The sequence below is a fragment of the Kitasatospora sp. NPDC004272 genome, assembly GCF_053603035.1.
The window spans coordinates 13,390-26,289 of sequence record NZ_JBSGET010000119.1 but is presented as its reverse complement, the minus strand read 5'-3'; the positions used below and the strand labels follow the sequence as shown (position 1 = coordinate 26,289).

Genomic DNA, 12,900 nt, shown 5'->3' with positions numbered 1-12,900 from the left:
CGAGCCACGCGGCCCCATCGAGACCGAAGCAGCACGCCGCCTCGCCGACGACCTCAACGATCAGTAATCAGCTAATTACCCCACACTTTCTGAGCAGGAGTCAGGAGGGGCGTCCCGGGCGGGGCGCCCCTCTCCGTGCGCCGGGGGCCGCCCGTGGGGAACTGTTCACGTCAGCACCCTTGTCGCGTCAACTTCTACGCGCGTATCTTCAGGACTTGGATCTACGCGAGTAGTCCGCCGGGGTCCGTCCGAGCGTCCGAACCGGTCCCGGCGAACGGCCTTCTGACGAACCCTCACCACCACCCGGGGAGCCCGCGCGGCCCCGGGCCACGGCCTTGCCACGAAGGAGCCCCGCAACGGTGCCCAGCCCCACTCCCGCCCGCCGCTCCCGCCGCACCCTGCTGCGCGTCGCCTCGACGGCCGCGGTCGCCGCGTCCCTGTTGGCCGTCCCGCTGCCGGGGGCGTTCGCCACGCCGTCCACCGGTGCGGTGATCGCCGAGGTGTACGGCGGCGGCGGCAACTCCGGCGCGACGCTGAAGAACGACTTCGTCGAGCTGGGCAACCCGTCCGGGGCGGCCTTCGGCCTGTCCGGCTACAGCGTGCAGTACCTGCCGGGCAGCCCGGGCGCCTCCAGCCAGTGGGGGGTGACCCCGCTGAGCGGGTCGATAGCCGCCGGCGGGCGCTACCTGGTCGCCGAGGGCGCGGGCGCGGGCGGCACCGCCGAGCTGCCGGCCGCCGACGCGAGCGGCAGCCTGGCGCTGTCGGCGACCACCGGCACCGTCGCGCTGGTCAACGGCACCGCCGCGCTGACCTGCAAGACCGCCGCGGACTGCGCGGCCGACCCGCGGATCGTCGACCTGGTGGGCTTCGGCACCGCCGTGGTCCGCGAGGGCAGCCCGGTGACCGGGGCGTCCAACACGGCCTCGGTGGCGCGCGGCGCCGCGCTCGCCGACAGCGACGACAACGCCAGGGACCTCGCGGCCGGCGACCCGACGCCGACCAACTCCAAGGGCCAGAGCACCGGCGGCGGCACCCCGGGCGGCGGCGACGGCGGCACCACCACCCCGCCGGTCCCCGGCGACCTGCGGATCCACGACGTCCAGGGCACCACCCGCATCTCGCCGAAGAACGGCCAGACCGTCACCAACGTCCCGGGCGTGGTCACCGGCGTGCGGGCGTACGGCACCAAGGGCTTCTGGATCCAGGACCCGAACCCGGACGCGGACCCGGCCACCAGCGAGGGCGTGTTCGTCTACACCGGCTCGGCCAACCCGACGGTGAAGGTCGGCGACTCGGTGCTGGTCACCGGCAAGGTCAGCGAGTACTACCCGAACAGCTCGGGCGGCTCGCAGTCGGTCACCGAGCTGACCGGCCCGAAGACCACCGTGCTGTCCGCCGGCAACCCGGTGCCCGCGCCGGTCGTGCTGAGCGCCGCGAACATCCCGGCGGCGTACGCCCCCGACGCGGGCGGCGGCTCGATCGACGCGCTGCCGCTGGACCCGGCGAAGTACGCCCTCGACTTCTACGAGTCGCTGGAGGGCATGAACGTCCAGGTCGCCGACGTGCCGGTGGTGCAGGCCACCGACAAGTACAACGAGCTGTGGGTGGACGCGGTCGCCACCGACCCGCGCACCGCCCGCGGCGGCGTGGTCTACCTCGGCTACGACAAGCCCAACAACGGCCGGATCATGGTCCAGTCGCTGCCGCCGCTGACCGAGGTGCCGTTCCCGGTCGCCAACGTCGGCGACGAGCTGACCGGCGCCACCGCCGGCCCGCTCGACTACAACCAGTTCGGCGGCTACACCATCGCCGCCAACACGCTGGGCGCGGTCGAGGACAACGGCCTGAAGCCCGAGGTCGCCGAGCAGGGCAAGAAGAACGAACTGACCATCGGCACCTACAACGTCGAGAACCTCGACCCGGGCGACGGCCCGGAGAAGTTCGCCCAGCTCGCCAAGGGCGTCGTCACCAACCTGGGCTCGCCCGACATCGTCGCCCTGGAGGAGATCCAGGACGACAACGGCGCCGTCAACGACGGCACGGTGGGCGCCGCCACCACGGTCAGCACCTTCATCGAGGCGATCAAGGCGGCCGGCGGCCCCGCCTACGACTGGCGCGGCATCGACCCGGTCGACGGCCAGGACGGCGGCGAGCCCGGCGGCAACATCCGCCAGGTGTTCCTGTTCAACCCCGAGCGGGTCTCCTTCACCGACATCCCCGGCGGCACCTCCACCACCGCCGTCGACGTCACCGGCAAGAACAACAAGGCCGCCCTCACCGCCTCGCCCGGCCGGATCGACCCCGGCAACGAGGCCTGGACCGCCAGCCGCAAGCCGCTGGTCGGCCAGTTCGAGTTCAAGGGCAAGCCGGTCTTCGTGATCGCCAACCACTTCAACAGCAAGGGCGGCGACCAGGGCATCGACAGCCGCTTCCAGGCCCCCGCCCGCTCCTCCGAGGTGCAGCGGGTCAAGCAGGCCACCGTCGAGCAGGCGTTCGTGGCCAAGCTGCTGGCGGCCGACCCGAAGGCCCGGATCGTCTCGCTCGGCGACTTCAACGACTACCAGTTCTCGCCCGCGCTGCAGACCCTCACCAAGGACGGCGTGCTGCGCGACCTGGTCAACGAACTGCCCGAGAGCGAGCGCTACTCGTACGTCTACCAGGGCAACTCGCAGGTGCTCGACCACATCCTGGTCAGCCCCGCGCTGAAGCCGAACAAGACCGACTACGACGTGGTGCACATCAACAGCGAGTTCGCCGCCCAGGCGTCCGACCACGACCCGCAGGTGGTCCGGATCAAGCCCTGACGGCCCCCGCACCAGGCAGCCCCCGCCCGGCCCGGCGGGGGCTGCCGCCGTTTCCGGCGGGCCCGGAAGTTACCGGCGGGTTGACCGGAAGGCCCGCAGGCCGGAGGATTCGGGGCACCCCCCGCGCCAGGTCTGGAAGGACGCTCCCCGCATGGTCTACGACGCCGACGTCATCGTGATCGGAGCGGGCCTCGCCGGCCTGGTCGCCACCGCCGAACTCGCCGACGCCGGACGGAAGGTGCTGCTGCTCGACCAGGAGCCGGCCGGCTCGCTCGGCGGACAGGCCCACTGGTCCTTCGGCGGCCTGTTCCTGGTCGACTCGCCCGAGCAGCGCCGGATGCGGATCAAGGACTCCCGGGAGCTGGCCTGGCAGGACTGGCTCGGCACCGCCGGGTTCGACCGCGCGGAGGACGCCTGGCCGCGCCGCTGGGCCGAGGCGTACGTCGACTTCGCGGCCGGCGAGAAGCGCGCCTGGCTGCAGGGGCAGGGCGTCCGGCTGTTCCCGGTGGTCGGCTGGGCCGAGCGCGGCGGACTGCTGGCCTCCGGGCCCGGCAACTCGGTGCCGCGCTTCCACATCACCTGGGGCACCGGCCCCGGCATCGTCGAACCCTTCGCCCGCCGGGTCCGCGAGGCCGTCAAGGCCGGCCGGGTCGAACTGCGCTTCCGGCACCGGGTCACCGGCCTCGCCGCGAGCGCGGGCAGCCTGGACACCGTCAGCGGCGAGGTGCTCGCCCCGTCCGCAGTGCAGCGCGGCGAGGCCAGCTCCCGCGAGGTCGCCGGCCACTTCGAACTGCGCGCCCAAGCCGTGGTCGTGGCCTCCGGCGGCATCGGCGGCAACCACGAGAAGGTCCGCGCCGCCTGGCCCGAGCGGCTCGGCACCCCGCCCGCCAAGCTGCTCTCCGGCGTCCCCGCGCACGTCGACGGCCTGATGCTGGACGTCGCGGGCGCGGCCGGCGGCAACCTGATCAACGGCGACCGGATGTGGCACTACACCGAGGGCATCGAGAACTGGAACCCGATCTGGGCCAAGCACGGCATCCGGATCCTGCCCGGCCCGTCCTCGCTCTGGCTCGACGCCACCGGCAAGCGGCTGCCCGTCCCGCTGTTCCCCGGCTTCGACACCCTCGGCACCCTCGAACACATCATGCGCACCGGCCACCAGCACACCTGGTTCGTGCTCACCCAGAAGATCATCGAGAAGGAGTTCGCGCTCTCCGGCTCCGAGCAGAACCCCGACCTCACCGGCCGCTCGATCCGCCAGGTGCTCGGCCGCGCCCTGCCCGGCGCCACCGGCCCGGTCGAGGCGTTCAAGCAGCACGGACCGGACTTCGTGGTCGCCGACACCCTGGAGGAACTCGTCCGCGGCATGAACGAGCGGCAGGGCGACGCCCCCGCCATCGACGGCGCCGAACTGCGCCGCGAGATCGAGGCCCGCGACCGCGAGATCGCCAACCCGTTCAGCAAGGACCTCCAGGTCACCGCCGTCCACGGCGCCCGCCGCTACCTCGGCGACAAGCTGATCCGCACCGCGAGCCCGCACCGGCTGCTCGACCCCAAGGCCGGCCCGCTGATCGCCGTCCGGCTCAACATCCTCACCCGCAAGTCCCTCGGCGGCCTGCAGACCGACCTCGACTCCCGCGTCCTGCGCGCCGACGGCACCCCCCTGGACGGCCTCTACGCGGCCGGCGAGGCCGCGGGCTTCGGCGGCGGCGGCATCCACGGCTACCGCTCCCTGGAGGGCACCTTCCTCGGCGGCTGCCTCTTCTCCGGCCGCGCCGCCGGCCGGGCGGCGGCCGCCGCCACCGCGTAGCCGCCGCCACCGCGTAGCCGTCGCCGCGTAGCCGTCGCCACCGCGTAGCCGCCACCGCCTGACCCGCGGCGGGCGGCTCAGCGGCCGGTGGTGCCGTCGATCTGCTCGCGCAGGATGTCGGCGTGGCCCGCGTGGCGGGTGGTCTCGCCGGTCACGTGGGCCAGGACCCAGCGCAGCGAGCGGAGCTCCCCGCGCACCGGGACCGCGGTCGGGCGCGAGGGGTCGGCGCCGCGGAGGAGCGCGTCGCTCGCCGCGCACGCCTCCCGGTAGTCGGTCAGCACCCGCTCCACCGGCACCTCCTCCGGCACGGCCATGCCGAAGTCGACGTCCCGGTACTGCTCCAGGCCCGCGACGTGGTACCCGAACCAGTACCGCTCGGCGTCCGTCAGGTGCCGCACCAGCCCCAGCAGGTTCGTCCCGGTCGGCACCAGGACCCGGCGCAGCTGCTCCTCCGTCAGCCCCTCGGTCTTCTTCAGCACGCACTCCCGGGCGAAGGCCAGGAAGGCGAGCGCGACGGCGAGTTCGCCGTCGTCGGTGAGGGGGACGGGGCGGCGCTGGCTCTCGATGTTCGTCATGCCCGGGAACCTAGCCCGGCCCGGCCCGGGGCGCACCGGGGTTTCGGGGCCGCGGAGGGGCGGCCCGGGTGATCGCCGAGAATGGGGGCACGAGCGGAGGAGGCGCGGTGGCGGAGCTGGACGGGCGGCCGGTGACGGCGGGGCAGTTGCAGGTGTTGGCGCTGACGAACTACGGGCACTTCACCACGATGCTGGTGGAGGACGGCCGGGTGCGCGGGCTCGACCTGCACCTGGAGCGGCTGGAGCGGGACTGCGCGGCGCTGTTCGGGGTGGTGCCGGACCGGGAGCGGGTGCGCGGGTTCGCCCGGCGGGCGGTGCCCGCGGCGGGGGCGGTCGCGGTGCGGGTGACGGTGTTCGACCCGGCGATCGACCTGGGCAGCATCGGCGGGCGGGCCGAGCCGCGGGTGCTGGTGACGGCCCGTCCGGTGGGCGGCGGGGAGCCGGGGCCGGTCCGGGTGCGGACGGTGCGCTTCGAGCGGGAGCTGCCGGAGGTGAAGAGCGTGGCGCTGTTCGGGGCGCTGCGCCAGCGCCGGCTGGCCCAGCAGGCCGGGTTCGACGACGCGCTGTTCGTGGACCGGGACGGCGGGGTGACCGAGGGCGGGACGTGGAACGTCGGGTTCCTGCGCGGGGGCGAGCTGCTGTGGCCGCGCGGGGCGTACCTGGCGGGGACGGCGATGGCGCTGCTGCGCGGGGCGTGCGGGGGCGTCGAGGAGCGGGTGGGGACGGAACTGGCGGGCGTGGAGGCGGTGTTCGCGACCAACGCGGCGGTCGGGGTGCGTCCGGTGGCGGCGGTGGACGGGCGTGCGTTCGACACCGCGGGGGTGGCGCGGCTGCGCGCGGCGTACCTGGCGGTGCCGGGGGAGCGGCTGTAACCCGGGCCGGGGCCGGGGCTTTGCCATCGCATGGTCGGATCATGTGCTGCACCAGACCGGCCCGATGACGCTCGTTCACCGACCATCAGGGCGCCCGCCACCGGCCGCTGACAGTCTCCCGCGCATGGATATCCCGAACATGGGCGTGCCCGCCGAGCTCGCCGCCCGCATGAGCATGGCGGAGCAGCACGAGTACCTGCGCAGCAAGTTGTCCCGCCGCACCCTGCTGCGCTCCAGCGCGGTCACGGTCGGCGCGCTGGCCGTCGGCGGGGCGCTGGGCTCCGGCACGGCGTTCGCCGACCAGCCCGTCAAGCCCGGTGCCGCCACCGCCGGCGTGAACGGCTCGCTGGTCGCGCCGACCGGCCGCCACCTGCAGTTCGGCGCCGACGCCGGGACCCAGATGCGGGTGTCCTGGCAGGTGCCGGCGGCGGTGAAGAAGCCGTTCCTGCGCTTCGGCCGCCACCCCTGGGAGCTGAGCGGGAAGATCGAGGCCGAGGTGCGCGCGCTGCACACCCCGGCGCTGGTCGACGGCGCCGTCCCGGTCGACCAGTACTACCTGCACGTGGCGCTGGACCACCTGCAGCCGGGCACCACCTACTACTACGGCGTCGGCCACGAGGGCTTCGACCCGGCCTCGCAGCAGTCGATCTCCACCCTGCGGACCTTCACCACCGCGCCGTCCCGCAACGGCCGTCACAACCGTCCGTTCGAGCCCTTCACCTTCACCGCCTTCGGCGACCAGGGCGTCTCCGCGCACGCGGCCGGCAACGACAACGTGATCCTGGCGCAGAACCCGGTGTTCCACCTGCACGCGGGCGACATCTGCTACGCCGACCCGATGGGCCAGGGCCAGGACGCGGACAAGTCCGCGTTCAACCCGCTGACCTGGGACGCCTTCCTGGCGCAGACCGAGCCGGTCTCGGCGAACATCCCGTGGATGGTCTCCTACGGCAACCACGACATGGAGGCCTGGTACTCGCACAACGGGTACGGCGGCGACGACGCCCGCTTCACCCTGCCGACCGACGGCCCGGACCCGCGCAAGGCCCCCGGCGTCTACTCCTTCACCTACGGCAACGTCGGCGTGATCTCGCTGGACGCCAACGACGTCTCGTACGAGATCCCGGTCAACTTCGGCTTCACCAACGGGCAGCAGACCCAGTGGCTGGAGCGGAAGCTGCGCGAACTGCGGGCGGACGAGACGGTCGACTTCGTGGTGGTCTTCTTCCACCACTGTGCCTTCTCCACCACCCACCAGCACGCCTCCGAGGGCGGGGTCCGGGAGGCGTGGGTGCCGCTGTTCGAGAAGTACCGGGTAGACCTGGTGGTCAACGGCCACAACCACGTGTACGAGCGCACCGACGCGATCCTCGGCAACAAGGTCTCCAAGGCCGTGCCGAGCGGCGAGACGGTGGACCCGGAGAAGGACGGCGTGGTCTACGTGACCGCGGGCGCGGCCGGCCGCAGCCTGTACTACTTCGACGCCCCCGACACCTACGAGGGCCACGAGAACCACCAGGACGAGGTGGTCACGTACCACTTCGACAAGGGGGCGGCGAAGGTCCCCGAGACGGTGCACTGGTCGCGGGTCCGCTACACCGGCTACTCCTTCATCAAGGTGGACGTCACCCCGGCGCACCGCGGCGCGAACACCACCATGAAGGTGACCGCGCTGGCCGAGGACGGCACCCGGATCGACCACTACTCGATCGCCCGCCGCGCGGGCCGCAGCGGGCACGGCCGCTGACGACGGGTCGGCGCCCGCCCCGGACCCGGTGCTGTCGGGTCCGGGGCGGGCGCCGTCCAGGGGGCGGGCGCCGTCTAGGGTGAAGCGGTGAGCACCGCCCGTTCGATCCTGCTGTTCGCGCTGGCCGCCGTCCTGGAGATCGGCGGCTGCTGGCTGGTCTGGCAGTCCGTCCGCGAGTCCCGTCCGTGGTGGCTGGCCGGGCTCGGGGTGCTGGCCCTGGGCCTGTACGGCTTCACCGCGGCCCTCCAGCCGGATGCCGACTTCGGCCGGGTGCTGGCCGCGTACGGCGGGGTGTTCGTGGCCGGTTCGCTGCTGTGGGGCGTGCTGCTGGACGGCTTCCGGCCCACCCGGTGGGACGTGCTGGGGGTGCTGGTCTGCCTGGTCGGCGTCGGCGTGATCATGTACGGGCCGCGCCGGTAGGGGGCCTCAGGACGCGATCCAGCGCCAGCCGTTCTTGTCCACGCAGACGATGACCCGGCCGGAGGCGTCGGTGCCCGAGACGCCGTGGTCGGAGGCGCGGCAGAACTGGCCCGCCTGGTAGCAGTTGCCCGCGTTGGACAGCGGGTGGCAGCCCGCGGCCTGCTGGGTGTGGGTCGGCGTCGGCGTCGGCTGGGCGGGCGGCTTGCTGGTGGTGCGGGCCGTGGTGGGGGTGGACGCGGCCTTGGGGGTGGTGGTGGCGGCGGGCCGGGGCGCCTGGGTGGTCGCCGCGACGGTCGGCTCGGGCGTCGGCGTCGGCGTGGGCGTCGGGGTCGGGGACGGCGTCGGGCTGGGTGTGGGGGTCGGGGACGGGCTCGGGCTCGGGCTCGCCGCGGGGGCGCTGCTGCTGTGGGTGGCGGCCGGGGAGGGCGGTGCCGTCTGGTCGGTCGGTTCGCAGGCGGTGGCGAACAGGGCGGCGGCGAGCAGCGCACCGGCGGCGGAGGCCCGGCGCAGGCGGAGGGAGAGGGACAAGACGGCTCATCTCGGGGGAACGGCTCTGGACGATCCGCCATCCTTCCGAGTGTGTGCGACCGGTGGAGTTGGGGTGACGGTTTCGTTACCGATCGGCAATCGGAACGCCGCGCAGCACCCCTTCGACGCAGGCCCGGACGTGCCGGCTCGGGTCCGCCCGCAGCCCGGCGACCAGCTCCAGCGCCTCCGGAGTGCCCAGCAGCGCCAGCGACTTGACGGCCTGTGCGCGGGCCCGGGGCTCCGCCGCCGCGGCGATCCGGCGCAGCTGCTCCATCCGGCCGGGCCGGCTCGGGCACCCGGGGTTCGAGCCGGGCCGCGGTGGTGTCGTCCCGCAGCCGGAGCAGCTCCGCCCGCCCCGCGGCCGCCGGCTCGCCATCCGGGGCAGCCGGACCGGCTCCGCCCGCCCCGCATGGTGGGCGAGGGGGCGCCCGCCCCGCCAACTTCCCTGGTGGAAAAGGACGGTGCGGATTCGAACGGAACTGCTACAGTCCCCTGGTTCCAGTTCGAGGAGGATCATGCAGAAGTACCTGGCGGGGGTCGGTCGGGCGTTCGCCATACGCGTGGTGGTGGGGATGCTCGTCCTGACGGGCGGGCTGTTCTGGCGGGCGCTGCACGCGTCGGACGGGCAGCGGGCCGAGGGCGGCGAGCCCGTCCTGTGCGGCCCGATCAAGGAGGGCCAGCCGGCCGGCTACCCGGCGATGTGCGCCGCGCTGAACCGCCCCGACCTGGCGGAACTGGTCGGCGCCCCGGGCGAGCGGATCGTGTCCGCCGGGGTCGGCTCCTACTCGACGTGGGACCTCGGGGCGGCGCAGGCGCAGGTCGGCCGGCTGCAGGTGGCGATCTCCGACCGCCGCACCATCCCGTACGACCTGCTGCTGGACAGCACCCGGGTGAGCGCCCGCGAGGTGGCCCCGGTGGCCGGGCGGCCCGCGGTCGCCTACGCGGAGCCGCTGCACTGGGTGACTCTCAACCTCGGTACCGGCGGCTCGGGTTCGGACCCGGGCCCGGCCCCCGCGCCCACCCGCGACCCCGGCACGGCGTACCACCTCGTGGTGGCCCGGAACGCGGACGGCAGCGGCGGCTCCCTCGACGTGTCGCTGCAGCGGGTCGACGGCGGTTCCGCGGACAGCGAGCGGCTGCCCGCGCTGGCCGAGGAACTGATGGCCGACCTGGACGGCTGGAACGCGCCCCCGCTCCCGACCGAGCCGGGGCAGCCGACCCGCGCGCCCCGGCCGTCCCCGTCGCCGACCGAGTTCCGGCCGTTCTCGGGCGGGTACTGAGCCGGCCGCCCCGCTGCCCGGCCGCCGCCGCTACTGCCGGTAGGTGGCCAGGAAGCGGCCGATCCGGTTGATCGCGGTCTCCAGTTCGTCGGCGCGCGGCAGCGTGACGAAGCGGAAGTGGTCGGGGCGGGGCCAGTTGAAACCGGTGCCCTGGACGATGTGGATCTTCTCGCGGAGCAGCAGGTCCAGTACGAAGCGCTCGTCGTCGACGATCCGGTGCACGGCCGGGTCGAGCTTGGCGAAGGCGTACAGCGCGCCGCGCGGTTTGACGCAGGAGACGCCGGGGATCTCGTTCAGCGCCCGCCAGGTGACGTCGCGCTGCTCGGTGAGCCGGCCGTTGGGCAGCACCAGGTCGTTGATCGACTGCCGGCCGCCGAGCGCGGCCTGCACCGCGTACTGGGCGGGCACGTTGGGGCACAGCCGCATCGAGGCCAGCATGGTGAGGCCCTCCAGGTAGTCCCTGGCGTGCTCCTTGGGGCCGGAGACCGTGAGCCAGCCGCTGCGGAAGCCGGCCACCCGGTACGCCTTGGACAGGCCGTTGAAGGTCAGGGTGACCACGTCCTCGGAGAGCGCGGCCAGGCAGTGGTGCTCGGTGCCGTCGTAGAGGATCTTGTCGTAGATCTCGTCGGCGAAGACCAGCAGGTGGTGGCGGCGGGCCAGGTCGAGGATGCCCTCCAGCAGTTCCTTCGAGTAGACCGCGCCGGTCGGGTTGTTCGGGTTGATCACCACGATCGCCTTGGTGCGGTGGGTGATCTTGGCGGCGATGTCCTCCAGGCTCGGGTACCAGTCGGACTCCTCGTCGCACAGGTAGTGCACCGCCTTGCCGCCCGCGAACCGCACCACGGCCGTCCACAGCGGGTAGTCCGGCATCGGGACGAGCACCTCGTCGCCGTCGTCGATCAGCGCCTGCACGGCCATCTGGATCAGCTCGGACACGCCGTTGCCCAGGTACACGTCGTCCACCGTGACGCCCTGCACGCCGCGCTGCTGGTAGTACTGCACGACGGCGCGCCGGGCGGGGAGGATGCCGCGCGAGTCGGAGTAGCCGTGGGCGTTGGACAGGTTGCGGATGATGTCCTGGACGATCTCCTCGGGCGCCTCGAAGCCGAACGGGGCCGGGTTGCCGGTGTTCAGCCGCAGCACGCTGTGCCCGGCCTCCTCCAGCGCGTTGGCGGTGTCGACGACCGGGCCACGGATCTCGTAGCACACGTCCTTCAGCTTGCTGGACTGGCGAAACTCCATCAGCGGCCTCCCGACCCGTCACCGAGCCCCTGCGGCCGGCTTGCTTCGTTCTACCAAGTAGTGACTTGGAAAGTCCAACCTATTGGCTATGCTGACGGCATGCCACGCCGAAGCTACGACCAGTACTGCGCCGTCGCCCGCGCCCTGGACGCGGTGGGGGAGCGCTGGAGCCTCCTGATCGTCCGTGAACTCCTCGGCGGACCGCGCCGCTACACCGACCTGCACGCCGACCTGCCCGGCGTCTCCACCGACATCCTCGCCACCCGCCTCAAGCAACTGGAGAGCGAGGGCCTGGTCGAACGCCGCCGCCTGGAGCGCCCCGCCAACGCCACCGTCTACGAACTCACCCCCCGCGGCGCCGAACTCCGCCCCGTCGTCGAGGCCCTCGCCCACTGGGGCGGCCCCGACCTCGGCGAGCCCCGCCCCACCGACGCCGTCCGCGAGCACTGGTACACCACCACCGCCTGAGCGCCGCCGGCCCGCCGTGACGCGCGGTGGCGCGGGGGCAGTGGCGGCGGCGAGGAGGGGGAACGGTAGGTTCCGGGCGTGAACGAGACGGATCTGGCCGGGGTGCGGGACGGCTTCCGGGCCGGGGCGGCCGGGGCGGCCATCGGCGCGGGCGCCGGGCTGGCGGCCTGGGCGCTGTCGGCGCTGATCGGTGACGGGGCGTTCCCCGGGTACCTGGTCGGGCCGCTGGTGTGGCCCGCGATGAGCTTCGTGGTGCCGCTCTGGCGGGAGCGCCGGGGCCACCGGCGGCCCGCCACCCTGGTCACCCTGCTCGTGGGCCTGCTGGGCCTGGTGGCGATGTTCACGGTCGAGGACCGCATGGAGAGCGGCCCCGACAACGAGCTGACCGCCTGGGCGGGGGCGGCCTACCTGGTGCTGCTGCTGGCCTGCTCCACCGTCTTCGGCGCGCTGGCCGGCCCGGCCGGGGCCGAGCACGGCCGCGGCTGGCTGCGCTTCACCGGCCGCAGCCGCCGCTACCACCTCGCGGTGTACGGCGGCCTGGCCGTCCTGGTCGTCCTGGCGGTCGGGGTCGCCGCGGTCACCGCCTGAAGCGCTGCACGAACGCTGCGAGTGGCGTCCGTCCCGGTGCCGGGACGACCGTGGCAGGGTGACGGTGGAAGCGTGTGGCGACGAACTGGTGGCCCGGGTGGCCCGGGGCGAGCGGGACGCCTTCGAGGCGTTCTACCGCCAACTGCTCGGTCCGGTCGGGGCGGTGGTGCGCCGGGTGCTGCGCGACCGGGCGCAGAGCGAGGAGGTCGTCCAGGAGGTCTTCCTGGAACTGTGGCGCACCGCCGACCGCTACCGCCCCGAACGCGGCAGCGTGCACGCCTGGGCGCTGACCGCCGCCCACCACCGAGCCGTCGACCGGGTCCGCGCCGCCCGGGCCGGGGCCGAGCGCGAACGCGCGGCCGCCCTGCGCGACTACCGCCCCGCGTACGACAGCGTCGCCGCCGAGGCCGAGCGCCGCATCGAGGACCGCGCCGTCCGCACCGCCCTCGCCGCCCTCGCCCCCGCCCAGCGCGAGGCCCTCGCCCTCGCCTACTGGGGCGGCTGCACGCAGACCCGGATCGCCGCGTTGCTGGACGCTCCGCTGGGGACGGTGAAGAGTCGGGTGC

General features: G+C 73.7%; 12 protein-coding genes and 1 pseudogene. 9 read left to right on the top strand and 4 right to left on the bottom strand.

Annotation, left to right across the window (positions count from 1 at the left end):
• The first annotated feature begins 359 nt into the window (after nucleotides 1-359).
• Together ACWEO5_RS29215 and ACWEO5_RS29210 are read left to right on the top strand one after the other, a co-directional pair.
• Nucleotides 360-2,804 carry an endonuclease/exonuclease/phosphatase family protein gene (locus ACWEO5_RS29215; RefSeq protein WP_452165199.1) on the top strand — a complete coding sequence of 815 codons (2,445 nt, stop codon included), beginning with the start codon at nucleotides 360-362 and terminating at the stop codon, nucleotides 2,802-2,804.
• Between the two features lie 151 nt (nucleotides 2,805-2,955).
• A complete protein-coding gene (locus ACWEO5_RS29210) occupies nucleotides 2,956-4,614 on the top strand; it encodes an FAD-binding dehydrogenase (RefSeq protein WP_452165198.1) in 1,659 nt (552 codons plus the stop codon).
• A 77-nt stretch (nucleotides 4,615-4,691) separates the two neighbouring features.
• Here the strand turns inward: ACWEO5_RS29210 and ACWEO5_RS29205 are convergent, their stop codons facing one another.
• Nucleotides 4,692-5,189 (bottom strand): DinB family protein, encoded by a 498-nt coding sequence (locus ACWEO5_RS29205; RefSeq protein ID WP_452165197.1) that lies wholly within the window; start codon nucleotides 5,187-5,189, stop codon nucleotides 4,692-4,694.
• Between the two features lie 107 nt (nucleotides 5,190-5,296).
• Here ACWEO5_RS29205 and ACWEO5_RS29200 point away from each other — a divergent pair, with 107 nt between their 5' ends.
• The 3 genes from ACWEO5_RS29200 to ACWEO5_RS29190 all read left to right on the top strand — a co-directional run bounded on the left by ACWEO5_RS29200 (nucleotide 5,297) and on the right by ACWEO5_RS29190 (nucleotide 8,228).
• Complete coding sequence (locus tag ACWEO5_RS29200) at nucleotides 5,297-6,061, top strand: aminotransferase class IV (RefSeq protein WP_452165196.1); 765 nt, start codon at nucleotides 5,297-5,299, stop codon at nucleotides 6,059-6,061.
• 124 nt (nucleotides 6,062-6,185) lie between these two features.
• Nucleotides 6,186-7,808, top strand: coding sequence for a purple acid phosphatase family protein (locus ACWEO5_RS29195; protein WP_452165195.1), 1,623 nt, complete (start codon nucleotides 6,186-6,188; stop codon nucleotides 7,806-7,808).
• An 87-nt stretch (nucleotides 7,809-7,895) separates the two neighbouring features.
• Entirely contained in the window at nucleotides 7,896-8,228 is a 333-nt protein-coding gene (locus ACWEO5_RS29190; protein ID WP_344551919.1) for a YnfA family protein, read from the top strand.
• Nucleotides 8,229-8,234: 6 nt separating this feature from the next.
• Here the strand turns inward: ACWEO5_RS29190 and ACWEO5_RS29185 are convergent, their stop codons facing one another.
• Both ACWEO5_RS29185 and ACWEO5_RS29180 read right to left on the bottom strand, forming a co-directional pair.
• Nucleotides 8,235-8,756 carry a hypothetical protein gene (locus tag ACWEO5_RS29185; RefSeq protein ID WP_452165194.1) on the bottom strand — a complete coding sequence of 174 codons (522 nt, stop codon included), beginning with the start codon at nucleotides 8,754-8,756 and terminating at the stop codon, nucleotides 8,235-8,237.
• 85 nt (nucleotides 8,757-8,841) lie between these two features.
• Nucleotides 8,842-9,030 carry a hypothetical protein gene (locus tag ACWEO5_RS29180; RefSeq protein ID WP_452165193.1) on the bottom strand — a complete coding sequence of 63 codons (189 nt, stop codon included), beginning with the start codon at nucleotides 9,028-9,030 and terminating at the stop codon, nucleotides 8,842-8,844.
• A gap of 241 nt (nucleotides 9,031-9,271) precedes the next feature.
• On the opposite strand from ACWEO5_RS29180, the gene ACWEO5_RS29175 reads away from it, so the two are divergent.
• A complete protein-coding gene (locus ACWEO5_RS29175; protein ID WP_452165192.1) occupies nucleotides 9,272-10,036 on the top strand; it encodes a DUF6215 domain-containing protein in 765 nt (254 codons plus the stop codon).
• Between the two features lie 30 nt (nucleotides 10,037-10,066).
• On the opposite strand, the gene ACWEO5_RS29170 is transcribed toward ACWEO5_RS29175, so the two are convergent.
• Complete coding sequence (locus tag ACWEO5_RS29170) at nucleotides 10,067-11,278, bottom strand: pyridoxal phosphate-dependent aminotransferase (RefSeq protein WP_452165191.1); 1,212 nt, start codon at nucleotides 11,276-11,278, stop codon at nucleotides 10,067-10,069.
• 99 nt (nucleotides 11,279-11,377) lie between these two features.
• On the opposite strand from ACWEO5_RS29170, the pseudogene ACWEO5_RS29165 reads away from it, so the two are divergent.
• The 3 genes and pseudogenes from ACWEO5_RS29165 to ACWEO5_RS29155 form a co-directional block, all read left to right on the top strand.
• Nucleotides 11,378-11,731 (top strand): annotated as a pseudogene (locus ACWEO5_RS29165) (winged helix-turn-helix transcriptional regulator); the annotation flags it as partial.
• Between the two features lie 93 nt (nucleotides 11,732-11,824).
• Nucleotides 11,825-12,334: a hypothetical protein gene (locus ACWEO5_RS29160; RefSeq protein ID WP_452165190.1), complete on the top strand. Its 510-nt coding sequence runs from the start codon at nucleotides 11,825-11,827 to the stop codon at nucleotides 12,332-12,334.
• 58 nt (nucleotides 12,335-12,392) lie between these two features.
• The coding region (locus ACWEO5_RS29155) for a sigma-70 family RNA polymerase sigma factor (protein ID WP_452165189.1) at nucleotides 12,393-12,900 on the top strand (508 nt) is incomplete at its 3' end.

Excerpts from the sequence above, each read along its gene's own strand:
- ACWEO5_RS29210 (WP_452165198.1), top strand. The coding sequence starts at position 2,956 with ATGGTCTACGACGCCGACGTCATCGTGATCGGAGCGGGCCTCGCCGGC.
- ACWEO5_RS29205 (WP_452165197.1), bottom strand. The coding sequence starts at position 5,189 with ATGACGAACATCGAGAGCCAGCGCCGCCCCGTCCCCCTCACCGACGAC.
- ACWEO5_RS29195 (WP_452165195.1), top strand. The coding sequence starts at position 6,186 with ATGGATATCCCGAACATGGGCGTGCCCGCCGAGCTCGCCGCCCGCATG.
- ACWEO5_RS29180 (WP_452165193.1), bottom strand. The coding sequence starts at position 9,030 with ATGGAGCAGCTGCGCCGGATCGCCGCGGCGGCGGAGCCCCGGGCCCGC.
- ACWEO5_RS29175 (WP_452165192.1), top strand. The coding sequence starts at position 9,272 with ATGCAGAAGTACCTGGCGGGGGTCGGTCGGGCGTTCGCCATACGCGTG.
- ACWEO5_RS29170 (WP_452165191.1), bottom strand. The coding sequence starts at position 11,278 with ATGGAGTTTCGCCAGTCCAGCAAGCTGAAGGACGTGTGCTACGAGATC.